The organism is Streptomyces sp. H27-H1 (assembly GCF_026627445.1).
In the GTDB taxonomy this organism is placed as follows: domain Bacteria; phylum Actinomycetota; class Actinomycetes; order Streptomycetales; family Streptomycetaceae; genus Streptomyces.
Genome location: NZ_JAPNLJ010000060.1, coordinates 24,274 through 39,445, shown reverse-complemented (window position 1 = coordinate 39,445; position 15,172 = coordinate 24,274). Strand labels below are relative to the sequence as shown.

Sequence of the window (15,172 nt, the reverse complement as noted above, 5' to 3'; positions counted from 1 at the left end):
CACCCCGGGAGACGTGGAACCCCGGCGCACCCGCAGCGTTACGCGACGGCCCCACACCCGACCACACGGGACAAATAGGGCGAAACGCCAAGTCGACCGAGGTCATCACGCCGCAGAAGGATCGAGGCTGGCCCGCGCCAACGGCACTTTCAGCCCAAGGAACCCAGAGCGGGTGCCACCAAGGCTCGACTCCCCAGGGGCGAGGTGAGACCGTCGTTGTCCGCCGCGACTTTCATGCGGGCCTGCCAATGGTTCACGACGCCGGTCACTGAGAGGGGGACTTACTGCTCCGGCAGGATAGTCGTCCAGGCGCTCACGCCGTTGTGGCATTGCAGGGACTCCCCCAGATGGCTGGGCAGCTGGGTGCCGAGAATCCGTTCTGCCTGCCGAATCTCCGCTGGTGTTGCGGGTGGATTGAGGAGTGCGAAATCGGAGGCCACGTGCGTGGCCAGCCAGGCGTCGATCCGACGCCAGGACTCCGATAGCGCCATCTTGCCCCACACGTCTGACAAGGCTGATCGAGGGTCTGCCGTCCGATGGAGCGAGGGGAGCCAGCGACCTGGCCCCTTCGTCGTGCAGGGCACAACCAGGGTCCGGTCCCGAATCAAGCATCGGGGTGTTCTCGGGACTTGACGACATCACTCTCACGTGGAACCGAGCGATCGCCGCGCTGAGCTGCAGACGTTCCTGAAACTCGTCGGCAGAGCCAAAGAAGGGGTCCCACCAGCCGCAGTTGGTGGGACCCCTTCATGTCTGTGCGCCCGGTGCTCGCCGCCTCGACTTTTAACCGCGGTTAAAGGTTGGGGTGGGGAGGAGACGTCAACTGTGGGCTTCGAGAAGCTTCTCCAAGAGGACTGCCCATTGGGCCTTGTCCATCTTCTCGAAGACGAGCTTGGCGACAGCCTCGCCGTCGTGCCAGGGGACCCGGGGGAGTGAGCGGAGATCGACGAGGAAGCTTGAGTCTGAGGAGTTCTCTTCCTCGGCCACGGCTTGCGGCGTGGGAGCCGGCTTCGTCTCGACAATCGCTGAGGAGGCTTCGGTGTCCCTGGGCGTGTCTTTGGCTTCTGGGGGTTGCACCCTTGCAGGTGCGGAGGGTGATGCCGTCGCTGCCGAAGCCTGCTGGACCGGGGCGGCGTGGATAGCGACCGGCACAGGGACCGGAGTGGGCAATCCTTTAACCGCGGTCAAGGGATCTGCCACCACCGACGGCTGATCCATGCTGCGGGAGGGGGAGGGCAGTGAAACAGGTCCCTGAGGGCTGCGAGTGGCTGGCGTCGTCTCGGCCGCAGTTCGAAGGATGGCCTGCTGCTGTTCCTTGACTCGGGCTTCTTGCTCCTTGGAAGTCTTCAGCATGGCAAGGAGGTCTGCGGCACTCAGTGACGAATCGTCTTTGAGGGCGCGGGCGAGGACGCGCCCGTCGCGTTCGGCCACGTCTCCCGAGCTGAGCATGGCCTGGATCTCGGCCGGCAGTGCGAGCAGGGAGAGCTGGTAGGTCACCCAGGCCGGTGACTTTCCCAGGCGCGCGGCCGCGCGTGACTTCGAACCGAATTCCTTCTCTTCGGCGCAGATCTCCACCAGCTGGGCCACGCCTCGGGCGCGTTCGATCACGTCGAAGTCCTCCCGGTCGAGATTCTCCGACAGGAGGTGGTCGATGAAGTCCTCTCGGGTCCGGGCGAGTTCGTCGCGCACGACGAAGTCGAGACTTTCGAGTCCGACGTGAACGGCACTGCGGTATCGACGTTCACCATTGATCAAGACGTGCTCGGCCGAGCCGATGAGGGCTTCGTGGTCGGGCCACAGTGCCAGGTACGCGCCGCGGGAGACCGCTACACAGGCTGCGAGTTGGGCCTGGCGTAGTTCCTCGCCGAACCGGGCGAGTTCTTCGGGGGAGCCGAAGTTCCTGCGCGGGTTCAGGGGAGTGGCAGCAACCTGGTCGAGGCGGAACTTGGCGAGCTCGTAGGTGGGGATTTCCCCCTGGGCCATCGCCTTGGCACGGCCACGTTCACTGCGTTCGCTCGGGCGGCGTGCGCTCGAAAAGGAGGCTCCGCTGCCCAGGAGGTCTTTCTTGCTCACTTCGTCAGTGCTTTCTTCAGATCGCGCATGGCGATGGCCTGCTCGCAGTCCGGTGCGTATTCGAGAAGTGGCCGCTTCAGACGGACAGCCTCACGCTGCTCTTTCAAGTCGGAGATGACGACGAGTACGGGCGGGTTGCCGAAACCTTGCCACTGTTCCAGCGACGACGTGGCGATGTACCCCTTGCGGGAGTCGTACAGGTTCACGACGAAGCCGAGTTGGGTGACCGCCACATCGAGGTCACCCTCCATGTCCTCGATCTGCTCGAGGAGCAAGTCGTAGGCATCGGCAGAGGTGTCCTCGGCCTGCACCACGATGGTCAGGCCTGAGGCTTGAGGGTCTTCGCCGTCGCGGGTGCGCGCGTAGTACAGCGCGGTATCCATCGTGTAGCCAAGGCTCGGAGGGCAGTCGATGACGATGTAGTCGAAGCGCTTCTCCAGCTCCTCGAGTGCCTTTTCGAGCGCTGTCTCCTTGACTCGGACGTTGCGCGTGGTGGCGAGCTTCGCATCGAGGAGGAAGGCGTCTTTGCATGCAGGCAGCAGGAACAGGCGGCCCAGAAAGGGTTCGTACTCGATCGGGATGAGGAGGTCTGAGATGTCGCCGTCGGCCTCACCGAGCATGTACTTGGCCAGGCTCGGCTCCTTGATGCCCATCGGGGTGTGGCCCAGGTGCCTTGTGAGGTGGCCCTGGGGGTCGAAGTCGATGACGCACACGCGGGCGCCGGCCTCGGCAAGAGCCTGGGCCAGGCCGTTGCTGATGGCGCTTTTACCGACTCCGCCCTTCTGGTTACAGACGACGAACCGGCGTACCTGCGCGGGGCGGACAAGCGTCGGCATCTGGTGCGTGTCGAGCCAGAGCCGGATCGACTGGGCCAAGCCCTGGTTGTAGGCGACGGAGCGGGACTTGCAGTCCTTCCTGAACTCGTCGTACAGGCCGGCGGGGAGGTAGGTGGCGAAGGACTGGCCTCCCGAGGTATCGACAGGCGTGGCGGCATCAGGGTTGCTCCGCCATGCGTGGATGCCTTCGGTGACAGCGTCTTGAATGCCCACACTGAGCTGGGCTGCACGGATCTTGAGTTCCTGACGCAGGGCCAGAGGCAGTTTCGCGACTACCTTTTCCCTGTCGGACGAGTCGTAAGGGGCGGTCATGTCGGTTACCTTACTTGCTTTGAGATGGGGGACAAGCAGTACACGCAGGCGTTCTGACCGATCTGCCTCGATTTTTACCTGTCTTGCTGAGGGCAAGCCCATACCGGTTGCCTTGAAACACCTACACGCGCGCCTCGATCGACGTCGGCCAGCCGCTGGTACCCCTCGCTTTTCCTGACACGATCCAGGCACGGGCCGAAACGCGGCCATGACCGGTGACTGACGGGCTGCCGATCCGTCTCTGGTCACAGCTCGGTTGGTCACCGCGAAGGCGACGTCGATCGTCTTGGTGGGCCGATGCCGTCCTACGCGCTCCGCTGCGCCGACCCACGGCGCCGCGACCGTTGGGCCGGCACGTCCGCGTCGTTGTCCACGGCATGCTGTCGGCTGCGGTCAGATCGGCCACGGTCAGATCCGCCCGTTCTACGGCCATACGAGCAAGGCCGTCGGGCGCGGGGCGGTGCTTGGTTGCCCGAGCCAGCAGGATTTGCCACCTGCATGGCCGGCCCGCCACGAACCTCACGCTCGACATCCTGCGCCTGGTCCTGGCCGAGCTCGCCGCTGAGCATCGGGACGGTGTGCGGCGCATAGATGTGGCCGGCGCCCGCCTTTGTTGACAGCGGGCGGCAAGGCCTCCTGGCAGTCCAAGTCGCGCAACCCTCGATGCGGGGTGATGGGTCTTGGCGGGGGTGTGCCGCCACGGGCTGCGGTGTGCACCAAGTAGGCAGTGGTGGTATTCGGCCTGATGTCCCGTTAAGCATGGCGAGTGGGGTTGCCGGATCCATCGTCGCTGGAGTCGCCGGCCTTGTCCTTCTGGCCGTCGTGAACTCCGATGACAGCGGCTATGCCGTCGAAGCCACTCCCATCCCTGCACCTAGCTCAAGTGCGCCTACTTTGAGCCGCTACACCCCCGCCCCGGAACTCACCTATGCCCCGTCCCGGCCGCCTTCTTCCACTACAGCGGTGCGGCCAGCGTTCCGAGCTCTCCTGGGAGACGCCTTGCCCAGGAACCGCTGCTGGGACGAGTGGGGTCCCCAAGACCGGGGGCGCAACTGTGAGGACTACCAGAACCTGGGCTCCGCCTGGTATCGCGGCGTACTGAGCCAGGCCGGGGAGTCGGATAGTGAAGTCGAAGACATGCTCATTATCGTCGGCCGGGAGTGCGCGTAGCGCTGGTGACCGTGCCCTCCCGGTCTGGGGCGAGTGACACCACCGACACCCATAATTGAGGGAACGAATGGCCTCCCGGGTCGTTGCGACCAGCTGTCCGGCCTCCAGACGGTTCTCCGCGTGCACTACACCGTTCGCCACCTTCGCTAGGAGTGGACAGCAGGGAAGTGGCTACAAGTTGAGTGCGCTGTCGATGACGCAAATGCTGTATCTTTTTCATGGCAGAGTGGGGGAGAAGCGATGATCCGTGCTGGGCGGAGGGACTTGGTGCGTACCCGGCAAGACCTTGCCCGTGAGATCGGGATGAGTTTCGAGACTTACCGCAACCAGAAGCTGTACACAGCCGCGGGACACCCTGCACCGATCAGCTCCGCTGGCGGGCGGGTCCTGCTTTGGGATGCGGAGCAGACGGAAGCCTTCCGTTCGGGCTGCCCAGTCCCAGCGCTGCCGCCAGCCGGTGACGGCGAGGACCTACTGGACCGCAACGAGGCCGCCGCCGAGCTCGGCGTCGAGCCGCGGAGTTGGGACAGCTATCAACGGGCGGATTCGGCAGTGTCTGCCCAGAGCGTTGTCGTTGCTGGAGTGGAGCACTGGCCGCGTAGGGTCGTGGCCGCCTTCATGCGACGTCGGCCGGGCAAGCAGGCGGCCACCGGCCGGCCCGTAGGCAGTGGGGACGTTGTTCCGCGTGGGGAAGTCTCCTCGCTCGTCGGCTCCCTCCTCGAGGCTGATCCCGCAGTCACAACCGCTCAGGTGATCGCTGAGCTCGGTGTCGCCTACTCCACTGCGCAGAAGGCCTTGGCCCGACTCAGGGGTGCTCGTATCACAGAGATGTTGAATGCCGACTCGGGATTGTCCGCGGACCACGCGGCAGCCCAACTCGGCTATCCGCCAGCAGCACGTCGGGGTGCGATCGCCGAGGCGCGGCGACAGGCAGAGGGCTCCTCGCCCGGATAGCAGGTGTGTGGCAGTGGAAGGAGAAGCTCTGAGCATTGCCTTGGGCGCTCTGCCGAGTCTCCCCGCCTGCACACGACGAAGGGAGGGCCGATGGACAGCTTCGAGTCAGCCGTCGTCCGCGTGCCGCGCCGGATCACTCCACACCTACCCGCAATTGACGTACTGGCGGGCGCGCGTACTCGCGGGGCGTGCCCAAGCCGTCCGAGGCAGCGGTAGTTGGCGGGGCTGGGGATCCGGTTGGGGGCGAACGGCATATCTGAGCGTGTTCAAATATATGGTGTGGGCCCGAGGGTGCGGGCTGCGTCGCGGGGGTGGGGGGTTGTTGTGGGACATGGGGGCTGGTGGCGTGCGGGGCTGACGGTGGCCGTCGGTGTGGCGACGGTTGCTTGCAACGCTGCGGCGTACCAAGCCGTGGTGCTTTCAGCCGACGAGATGGCAGGGGAGTGGCGCAGTCGGGAGGGAACGATGTTGACCTTCCGCGCGAACGGAAACTTCACCAGCGAGGAGTTTGCTCAGTTGTCAGCGGCGGAATCCTGCGGTGATGGGTCGCACCTGACCTCCGGCAACTGGCGGTTCGGTTCAGGGGTGGGCAACCCGATGGAGCGTGGTGCCTACCTGCAGCTCACGTTCCCCGGTACCGGCTGTGCGGTTACCGTCTTCCTCTTCGGCGAGGTGGATGATCCCGTGATGTGCCCGACCGTCGTCGACCCCGACGTCGGCTGCGACTATGACGAATACCTTGGGCGGGTCGCACCCGCGGCCATGCCGTGAACGGGACTTGCATGCGACGTTGTCCGCTGAGCGCACCCTGGTGAGCGCCGCTGTGCGGCACGCACACCTCCCTGGCAGGTGGTGCGCATCGAGGCGCACCACCTGCGCAGCAGGACCCCGCGGTAGGTCTATCTGTCGGCGTCCCCTGGCAGCAGTTGAGGAGTTCGGTAGCGTAGGCACCTTCTGCCGGGATCGCATCAGTCACCTCGCAGCGCCATCGTCCTGCCGGGCCTCGCCGAGTGACGCCGGTTCCGGAGGGACGGGCCAGACTGCTCACAGCCTCGAAGGCAGCACTTTTGCTGCCGCATCGTGCATAGGGTCCCTGGCCAACTGGGGAGGGCACTTTATGCGCTTCCGAAGTCCTCTAATTGCGCGAAGGTTACATATCGCTTAAAATCCGACCTACAGAACAGGCCCTTACGCGCCCGAACTGGGGTGGCCGGGTATGGATCGACCTCCGGGTTGCCAGCAGGCGCTCAGGCGGCGACTGGCGGATTTTTCGGCGCCCGGAAGGGTGCCTGCGTTACTGCACATGAGGGAGTTGAGCCGAGGGACGCGGCGGCGACATGGTCCGGTGCTGATCGCACGGGCTTTGTAGGAATTCCTGCGCGCGTGGCCGCAGCCGCCCAGGAGGCCTTAGCTGTGCGCGCCGACTTCCACGGGGGCGCGAACTTGAGGACCTGTCGCCCCGCCCCAGCCTGCCGATTCGGATTTGCAAGAAAGCCTCTTCCTCCGACGCGCCTAAGTCCCCCGGCGCCGCCGCCTCACCCACCGGGCTGCGTAGGGACGACATCGCCGGAACATGACCAGTGACCGATTCGGAGTCCGGGGACACATCCGCATTGACCTCTGCGCGACCAGGGCGGGCTCGGGCGGTTGGGTGGTGCTTCAGCGCTCCGCGAGGTCTGAGGGGGCCTCTTGGATCGTCCAGCCGTTGCCGTCCGGGTCTTCGAAGGTCATGAACGAGTTCCAGGTGCCGTCCTCGCCTTCGATCCAACCCGCCTCGCCGACGTGTCGGACGGGCGAGACGTCGACGCCCCGGCCCACCAGTTCCTCGCGGGCGGCCTCGATGTCTGTGACGCACAGCTGGAGGCCGTGCAGGCTGCCGGGGGACATCTGCTTCGTGCCGGGCACGGCGGGCATTCCCTGGAGCATGGCGATCGAGTATCGCGAGCCGGACGGGGTCAGTTGGATGATGCGGACACCGGGCGCGACCTCGTCGTCCAGGTCCAGGTTGAAGCCGACCTTGGCGGCGTAGAACTCCCTCGCCCGGTCCATGTCAGTGACGGGGACCGGGACGACTTCGAGTGTCCAGTGCATGGGGAGGCTCCTCGGCGGCGTTTGCGGACGGCGACGGTTGTGGCAGGTCCCACCGTCGCTCACGGCGCTTCCTCAGGGTTCATCCCCGCGTGCGCGGGGAGCAGGAGGTTCTCACCTCCGAGATCGCCGCGTCCGAGGGTTCATCCCCGCGTGCGCGGGGAGCAGCGAGTTCTGCTTGGGGTCGATAACGGTGACGAGGGTTCATCCCCGCGTGCACGGGGAGCAGCCTTCGAGCCGATATGGCAGATGATCGAGTGGGGGTTCATCCCCGCGTGCGCGGGGAGCAGTTGCCGGAGCCGAGCCCGCCCAGCGCCAACGAGGGTTCATCCCCGCGTGCGCGGGGAGCAGTCGCAGCGTCCGCATCCGCGGTGGAGACGCTGGGGTTCATCCCCGCGTGCGCGGGGAGCAGCCTTCGAGCCGACATGGCAGACGATCGAGTGGGGGTTCATCCCCGCGTGCGCGGGGAGCAGCAAGTCGATCCGAGCAGCCAGTCGTTAGTCCCGGGTTCATCCCCGCGTGCGCGGGGAGCAGGAGCTCTCGGTGTTCGCTCGCTACAACGCCCAGGGTTCATCCCCGCGTGCGCGGGGAGCAGGTAAGCAGTGAGTCCCGCATGCGGGACAGATCGGGTTCATCCCCGCGTGCGCGGGGAGCAGACTCTGGCCGCCGGTACGGGACGTGGGGTGGCGGGTTCATCCCCGCGTGCGCGGGGAGCAGACCTCGGGAAGCGTGGCGTCTTCGCGTAGGCCGGGTTCATCCCCGCGTGCGCGGGGAGCAGTCGGCCCGCCGACGGGCCTCCTCGGCTTCGCGGGGTTCATCCCCGCGTGCGCGGGGAGCAGTCCGACATGTTGGATTTCCCTTCACCGCGATGGGGTTCATCCCCGCGTGCGCGGGGAGCAGTTGTCCGCGACCTGCGCGCGGGTCTCGGTCCCGGGTTCATCCCCGCGTGCGCGGGGAGCAGCTGGCCACGAACTTCATGTGGGGCGACGCGGCGGGTTCATCCCCGCGTGCGCGGGGAGCAGCTCCTAGAGACGTTCCAGGAGTACTCGGTTCAGGGTTCATCCCCGCGTGCGCGGGGAGCAGATCACCACGACGTCCGAGTAGGCAGCCGCGCCGGGGTTCATCCCCGCGTGCGCGGGGAGCAGACTGACTGACCTGGCACTTTACAGAGGCCGCAGGCGCATTTTCATCACTTCCAAAGAATGAGACATATCGCTAATTTTTTGCATTTCTCTCCTCGGTGGGCAGATATTGCGCACCATGCAGGGACTTCGACTGCTGCACAGGCGGGCCCTCACTCAGCCAAGGGACCGCCTCGCGGTGCCCAACTCTCCGATCGACCGACGGCCCCTCATCGGTGTCCGCCCGCGCACACCCTCTCGGCTGCGGACCCAGAACGGGCCGGAAATACTGCGGCAGGGGACGGAAGGAGCTCCGTCGTGCGGGGCGCGCTTCGACGGCGCCGACGGTCGTCAGGTTCGGCGAGCACACCGATTCCCGGCGATCGCGACCACCAGCACGAGAGCCGATTCACCACTTCGGGAGGGACGTCGCCCCGACGCCGTTCGGTTCCTGCAGTAGCTCGGAGAGATCAGTTCCGGGCGCCTCCTAACGGTGGGCTAGAAGATGTCGGGGCGCCTGTGCCTCGAGAGATCCTGAACGATCCCACAGAGCCACGAACTACGGACGGCCGGCAACCGGACCAGGGTGTGCTGAAACGTTTTCCTGTCAGCGCGGAAGAGGTATCCGGGGCGTGGCGGAAGCGGGTCGTCGCGCAGGACGCCTTCCGGTACACGGCCCGCCGCTGGGACAGGTAGATGAGGAGTGGGGAAGGCCAGCCAGAGCCACACCCCGAACTCCAGCGGAACCGGGTATGCCGATCTAACCGGACCAGCGGGGAGCCAGGTCTGACCAGTCTGCGGATGGACCGGCACGAGGAGGATCTCGGCGCCCTCGTCGGGGGCCGGCAACCCGGGCCCAGCGAGGACGGCATACCTCTCCTGCAGTCCCGCGGGAAGCAGGGCGTCGAGAGCTCGTTGGAACACTTCTTCTGTCAGGCCGTTCGGGACCGTCACGGGATGTCCCTCGGAAGCCGCCAGAAGGTGGGCGAGCGCCCGGCCGGCAGCCGCCTCCCATCGCGGGCTCCACGACCAGTAGTGGCACGAGCCACTACGTGGTCCTCCCCACGTACTGATCGGCTCGAACGGGGCTATGCCTTCCGTCCGCTCCGTCAGCTCCGTCCAGGAGAGCGGTTCGGTGGCGGTGACGTCGACGGGGAGACGGTGCACGGAGTTTGGGGCCAGCCACACCGCCTGCCAGAGCGAACAGTCGTCGATCCTGGTCGCCACGAGCAGGCCGCATACCTCACAGGCCATGTTGGGGCCGTCGGCCCCGTCGATACCGCAGCAGGCACCCCCGCGCTTCTCGGCGATCAGCCGGGTGCCGCGGACGTCTCCGGGTGCGGTGACGATCGCACCCGGCGCCCCGTCGGACAGGGCGTGGAGGGGAGCGTAGACACCACCCGCGGCTGCTTCGTCCGGATCGACCTCTTCCCACTCTCGCCACGGCGGCCCCCAGGGCTCCGGCTCCACGGCGTAGGTCCCCGACTGCATGAGCACCGGGAGCTGAGCCCCGTTTCCGTACTTCTGATGGGCGTGAGCCGGGAGGTGGACCCGGGACAACGGGGCGGTCAACTCGGCACCGCACCCCGCACACACGAAAACGAACAATGGCCCTCCACCCTGGAACAGCGGCATCGTCGCAGCTCGACTACAGGCCAGCCAACGTCTTTTCGTCTGCTGCTGGGCGACGTGCAGTGCCCGTACCCCGTGAACGAAACCACGTCGCCAAGCGCCGGGTACTCATCGCTTCTATCCCTGGCAGGTGGATGGCCTCGGAACCCATCAGCCTGCCGGGTGCGGCGGTGCAACCCGCAACGAATCACCGGACCAGCGGACGGGCCCCTCAGTGAGCCACGAACCGTCGCCCAAGGGCTCCAGGTCATAGGGGTGGGCCGCTTCAACGGACATCCCACCGCTGAACGTGCCCGTACGCATGTCGATCAGGTGGTGGCGGAACCACTCTTCCCCGTCCTCGGTCTCACCACCGAAGGTGACCACAGCCGTGTCCGGGGTCAGGTAGCCGCCGCTCCATTCCATGAAGGTGTCCTCCGGGTCGTACCTGAAGGCCTCGACAGGGAGAGCGAAGAGAACGTCGCCGCTGGGGTGGCTGTGGAAGGCGACGTCCGCCTGCCCGTGGTCGACGGTCATGAACTGCTGCCCGTCCGGCGCCAAGCCGATCAGGCAGCGGTCCGACCACGGGTACGCCACGAACTCCACTACGCCGTCGGCCCCGGCCGTACCCCGGAGAATGACGGAGCCGTCCTGACCCTCACCGATGTCGAGGTAGATGCTGCCGTCCACGGGGTGCACGTGGTGGCCGGCGCCGTGCCCGACCGTCTCCAGCTCCCGGCGGGCGAGGACCGCCCCGCTGTCGGCGTCGTACACGACCCACTGGTCTCCGCCCCCGCGTCCCGTCATCGCGTCCGGCCGGTAGGCCCACACGGTCCGGCCGTCCAGGGACAGCGCACAGCCGGGCCGGTGGCCGTGGCGTACGTCGGAGTGCAGCTCGAAATCCGACGCCCACACCAGGTCCCCGGTGCGCGTGAGGCAGACGACTCCGTTCAGCGTCGTGTACACGACTCGCTCCAGATCGGGCCGGATTACCGACTCCACGACCTCGTCGCCGGCCCTCGGCCGGAACACCGCCGCGGGCTCTAGCCTCCCGAATCTGTTGGAGTCGATCACGTAGGCAAGGATCTGCCCGTCGCGGTGACGGGTGATGACCTTGAGAGGCGGAGCAGGAATCATCTGTCGAGGCTAACGCCCAGCTTGGAGGCCTGACCGGAGCGGAAGCCGCCGCGACCCCACCCATGACGAAGGCATCCCACCGGGAGGGGGTGGTGCATCGTGTCAGCCATCACGCTCAAGTAGGAGCCGGCACGGTCCGGCAACTGGCAAAACCCTGAGCCTCACTGCCATCCGCTCTGCGCACGCGTGGTCCTCGCTGTGTCGCTCCGGATCTCTCGCAACCTTCAGGCATCTGGTGGCAGCAACGGCCGGCCGGGACCGTGCCGGACATGCCCCGCCCATGAGTCCGGTGCCAGAGAGGACCAAGCGACGTCGATCTCAACACCGTGCACTGTGCGGGTGAGATCCGCCAGCTGTCTGAAGATCACGGCTTGAGCGTCCTCAACGGTCGCGTCGGAGCGCACGGGCACCCTGCCGCATCCGCCGAGGCCGCCCGCGTCGTCGGCGCTGAACGTGTACCGCCACACGCCCTCCCCAGCGGCCAGCAAGACAATCTCTTTCGGTATGCCGAAGGTGGACCTCTTCTTCTTGGTCTCGGGTCGTATCGCCACGGTGCCATGCAACCCGATGGACGGTGCCCAGCAACACCCCCGGTGTCTGTTGGGTGGCTCGACTTTTGTCCGCGGATAAAAGTCGAGCCACCCAACAGAGCGGCGCCTGGGCCGACGCACAGTAAAAGCGGTCTCTACGTCATCCCGTTACCGGCGCTGCTTCGGTTCACAGGTGGTGAGACAGAGCCCGTCGGTGCGCGCCCGATTCCCCTGGGGGCTTCACCCGGCTGCCTCCACCCCAACGAGCCCCACGACCCGCCGGAGATCCATAAGCTGCCGGGATGGCAGAACTCCCCGGCTTCGACGTGCTGTTGCGGCGGCTGGCTGATCACAGGAAGCTCGACCTCCGCCTCGTCGCACAGCAGGCTGAGATCGACGACTTCACGCTACGGTCCCTGCTGGAGGGCGCACCTTCGGATGCGGCCTTCCTGCGGCGCCTCGCACCCGCGCTCGGCTTCCACGGGGCGGACCTCTTCGCCATGGCCGGAGCACCGGTGCCGGAGGACCTGGCCCCACTGGATGCCACGGCTGCGCCCTTGATCCCCTCTCTCGTGAAGCGCACCGCGGAGCTGTCACCGGAGCGCAGGAGCGAGGTGATCCGCTTCGTACGGGCATTGCCGCAGGAGGCGCGCACTGTTCCGGTTCGGTTCCTGCGCCTGTCCGGGCAGGACCCGCCCGGCTTCGGCGCCGTACTCGTGCACATGCTCGCCAACCGGAATCTGTACTGGACGGGTGCTGTCCACGTCATGCACACGCTGTCTGGCCTGTACGTGAGCGCGGCCACGATCGGTGGGGTCGGGGGCGGCACAGTGGAACTGACGCATGATCTGCTGGCTGACTTCGCTGTCGTGCTGGGCATATCCGTCGGTGACCTGGCCGCCATGGCGGGCCCTGTCGCCGAAACTGATGGCCGGCTGGGCACACGTATCCCCCGGCATCGCGGAGCCGGGTACGAGACGGCTGCTCTCCTCACGGAGCTTCGACGGCTGAGCGCCGACCAGATCCGCCGGGTCGGCCTGGAGGCCGGAGCATGATGCCACCGGTGTCAGCAGCGCTGGCCGGAAACGCTGTGCCTCCGTAGCGTGGGGCTCGACCAGATCGGCCAATCCCCGGGCCGCCGTAATACCCGGGACGACCAGAAGGACCGCGCTGAAGCAGTGCCCCTGGTCCTCATCGGGACGGTACACGCGGCGCAGGATGCCCCATGGGTTATCCCCACGTGCGCGGGGAGCAGGTCCTGGTACAGGTGTGCATGCTGCTCTTTGATGGGGTCATCCCCGCGTGCGCGGGGAGCAGGGACGCCCCGGCACTGGCGGAGTGGGTCGCCGTGGGGTCATCCCCGCGTGCGCGGGGAGCAGCGCCCCAGAGTGGTTGATGTGTTGATCTCAGCAGGGTCATCCCCGCGTGCGCGGGGAGCAGGGAAGGACCCCGCGATGCAGCCCAACCCGCCCGGGGTCATCCCCGCGTGCGCGGGGAGCAGGGCACGGCTGATTCAGGCGGCCGAGGAGAACGGGGGTCATCCCCGCGTGCGCGGGGAGCAGACCGCGGCCATGAGGGAGGGAATGGCGGGCGAGGGGTCATCCCCGCGTGCGCGGGGAGCAGCTTCGTCCAAGCGGATTTCCCACTTCGGGCCGAGGGTCATCCCCGCGTGCGCGGGGAGCAGGCGGCGTAAGGGAAGACTTGATGTCGTTCCGGAGGGTCATCCCCGCGTGCGCGGGGAGCAGCAGGCCTCCTAGGGGGTGCGGGGCGGGGGCGGGGGGGTCATCCCCGCGTGCGCGGGGAGCAGACCGCAAGCGCCTGCTTGGGGGTCTTGATCTGGGGGTCATCCCCGCGTGCGCGGGGAGCAGCTGGTGCTGGGCGCCGGCGCGGCCGGGTCCGGGGGGTCATCCCCGCGTGCGCGGGGAGCAGTCGTCCAGAACTTTCGCCGGGCCCGAGACCGCGGGGTCATCCCCGCGTGCGCGGGGAGCAGACTGCCTGACCTGGCACGTTACAGCGGCCATAGACCCTTTTTCATTCCTTCCGAAGATTCCGACATGTAGGGCATTCGCTAAATCTCAACCCTCTGGCGGGCCGCAATCGCGGGCCATACGGACGCCGGATGCTGCAGAAAGCAGCTCGGCTTCAGCCAAGGGACGGGCCCTGTGTCGAGCGCCACCCATCAGCAGGAGGAGCCTCACCGGCGCCCATGCGTGCCCTCCCGCTCCGCAACGGGCCAAGGTTCGGCAGGAGTTGATGGAGCCGGAGACGGGAGGAGCTCCGTGGGGAGGGTCGGTACGGGGATCCAGCGCTTGAGTCCGCGGTGGCCGGTGCTCGCCATGAGGACGAGCAGGCCCCAGGTGAGCGGCTCAGGGAGGTGGAGGAGGGACACAGCTTGCCTACCACTACAAGGCCGGCGATGAAGAGACCGTAGCCGAGGAGCTTCGCGCCGATCGTCTCGTTGCGCAGCGGCGGGCCTTCCCAGCTGGGTTCCACCGTCAGCAGCTCCGCCGAGACCAAGGAGCCCGGATTCAGGTACGTCGGGGCCACCGTGCGGCAAGGAGCGAGCCGAGGATGGCGAACAGGTCGGTGAGCGCAGCTTGGTCGCCCTCGACGAGCCGCGCCTTGGCCGCGTGGAGGTTGCGTACGGCCTCCAGTGCCTCCGCGCGCACCCGAGCCCTGTGCACCGGGTCGGTGCGCCTCGGCTTCAGCTCGGCCTGGCGCCCGATAGCTGCGCAGAGGTCGTCGACGGCCGCGCAGATCGAAGAGCCGCGTGAGTGGCCGCGTACCTCCTCCTGCTCGGTCTCCGGCACCACTCGGCACGCTTCGACGGCGCCGACGGCCGTCACAGTCGTGTACTCGAGGGGCAGGGAGCGGTTCAGCATGCGCCGGTCGGCCTCGGCGAGTGCGCCGAGTCCGGCGATCCCGACCACCCGTGCCGGACTCATCCACGGATGCCCGTCCGCGACCTGGCTGTTCACTGTCAGGAACAAGGCTGCGAGGAGCCCGAGCAGGCGAACAGCCAGAGCAGCAGGATGGACAGGACCGAGCAACGGTAGTCGTCCGACTGCCGTGAGCTCATTGTCTCCTGCGCACTCGACTCCGGAGCGCTGCCCAAAGACTCGCGCGGCCAGCTGGCCGAAGCTCTGCGCACGAGCGACCACGCGATTCGACAAAGCCTCGCTGATGGATCAGGAAGCCGTCGTGGCTACCAAAGATGATCAGCTGCTCCCGCTCCATCGCCGCGCGCTCTCCGCCTGCCTCGGCCAGCGCGGCGTGCCCACCTCATCAGCAGTGGGGAGCTCCTGGGGCTCAGGGGAGCGCAGTCGCGTTCCCCGGACTT

The 15,172-nt window shown here is 67.1% G+C and carries 10 protein-coding genes and 2 CRISPR repeat arrays; of the genes, 2 read left to right on the top strand and 8 right to left on the bottom strand.

Translation table 11 applies throughout. The annotated features are described in order from the left end of the window. Window positions 1-281 precede the first annotated feature (281 nt). The 3 genes from OTB20_RS36915 to OTB20_RS36905 form a co-directional block, all read right to left on the bottom strand. Complete coding sequence (locus OTB20_RS36915) at window positions 282-503, bottom strand: hypothetical protein (protein ID WP_267824312.1); 222 nt, start codon at window positions 501-503, stop codon at window positions 282-284. 316 nt (window positions 504-819) lie between these two features. Further along, the gene (locus OTB20_RS36910; RefSeq protein ID WP_267824311.1) at window positions 820-2,073 is read right to left on the bottom strand and encodes a ParB/RepB/Spo0J family partition protein; all 1,254 of its coding nucleotides are present in this window, start codon (window positions 2,071-2,073) and stop codon (window positions 820-822) included. After that, on the bottom strand, window positions 2,070-3,221 hold the full coding sequence (locus OTB20_RS36905; RefSeq protein ID WP_267824310.1) for a ParA family protein: 1,152 nt from the start codon (window positions 3,219-3,221) through the stop codon (window positions 2,070-2,072). The genes OTB20_RS36910 and OTB20_RS36905 overlap by 4 nt, the downstream gene beginning before the upstream one ends. Window positions 3,222-5,759: 2,538 nt before the next feature. Between OTB20_RS36905 and OTB20_RS36900 the strand changes: the two genes are divergently transcribed. Next, complete coding sequence (locus tag OTB20_RS36900; RefSeq protein ID WP_267824309.1) at window positions 5,760-6,116, top strand: hypothetical protein; 357 nt, start codon at window positions 5,760-5,762, stop codon at window positions 6,114-6,116. Window positions 6,117-7,004: 888 nt separating this feature from the next. Here OTB20_RS36900 and OTB20_RS36895 read toward each other — a convergent pair. From OTB20_RS36895 to OTB20_RS36880, 4 genes are all read right to left on the bottom strand, one after another. Further along, entirely contained in the window at window positions 7,005-7,436 is a 432-nt protein-coding gene (locus tag OTB20_RS36895) for a VOC family protein (RefSeq protein ID WP_267824308.1), read from the bottom strand. A gap of 75 nt (window positions 7,437-7,511) precedes the next feature. Next, window positions 7,512-8,578: a CRISPR direct-repeat array (repeat unit 29 nt; unit sequence GGGTTCATCCCCGCGTGCGCGGGGAGCAG). Between the two features lie 474 nt (window positions 8,579-9,052). Continuing rightward, window positions 9,053-10,162 carry a hypothetical protein gene (locus tag OTB20_RS36890; RefSeq protein ID WP_267824307.1) on the bottom strand — a complete coding sequence of 370 codons (1,110 nt, stop codon included), beginning with the start codon at window positions 10,160-10,162 and terminating at the stop codon, window positions 9,053-9,055. Window positions 10,163-10,336: 174 nt separating this feature from the next. Continuing rightward, window positions 10,337-11,302 (bottom strand): hypothetical protein, encoded by a 966-nt coding sequence (locus OTB20_RS36885; protein WP_267824306.1) that lies wholly within the window; start codon window positions 11,300-11,302, stop codon window positions 10,337-10,339. Window positions 11,303-11,526: 224 nt separating this feature from the next. Then, a complete protein-coding gene (locus tag OTB20_RS36880) occupies window positions 11,527-11,853 on the bottom strand; it encodes a hypothetical protein (RefSeq protein ID WP_267824305.1) in 327 nt (108 codons plus the stop codon). Window positions 11,854-12,134: 281 nt separating this feature from the next. Here OTB20_RS36880 and OTB20_RS36875 point away from each other — a divergent pair, with 281 nt between their 5' ends. Next, entirely contained in the window at window positions 12,135-12,887 is a 753-nt protein-coding gene (locus OTB20_RS36875) for a hypothetical protein (RefSeq protein ID WP_267824304.1), read from the top strand. 171 nt (window positions 12,888-13,058) lie between these two features. Continuing rightward, window positions 13,059-13,822: direct repeats of the CRISPR family, unit length 29 nt; unit sequence GGGGTCATCCCCGCGTGCGCGGGGAGCAG. Window positions 13,823-14,360: 538 nt separating this feature from the next. Here OTB20_RS36875 and OTB20_RS36870 read toward each other — a convergent pair. Next, window positions 14,361-14,777, bottom strand: a complete 417-nt coding sequence (locus OTB20_RS36870) for a hypothetical protein (protein WP_267824303.1) — start codon at window positions 14,775-14,777, stop codon at window positions 14,361-14,363. Window positions 14,778-15,172 lie beyond the last annotated feature (395 nt).

Coding starts and splice junctions, on each gene's coding strand:
- OTB20_RS36905 (WP_267824310.1), bottom strand. CDS start 3,221: ATGACCGCCCCTTACGACTCGTCCGACAGGGAAAAGGTAGTCGCGAAA.
- OTB20_RS36895 (WP_267824308.1), bottom strand. CDS start 7,436: ATGCACTGGACACTCGAAGTCGTCCCGGTCCCCGTCACTGACATGGAC.
- OTB20_RS36885 (WP_267824306.1), bottom strand. CDS start 11,302: ATGATTCCTGCTCCGCCTCTCAAGGTCATCACCCGTCACCGCGACGGG.
- OTB20_RS36875 (WP_267824304.1), top strand. CDS start 12,135: ATGGCAGAACTCCCCGGCTTCGACGTGCTGTTGCGGCGGCTGGCTGAT.
- OTB20_RS36870 (WP_267824303.1), bottom strand. CDS start 14,777: ATGAGTCCGGCACGGGTGGTCGGGATCGCCGGACTCGGCGCACTCGCC.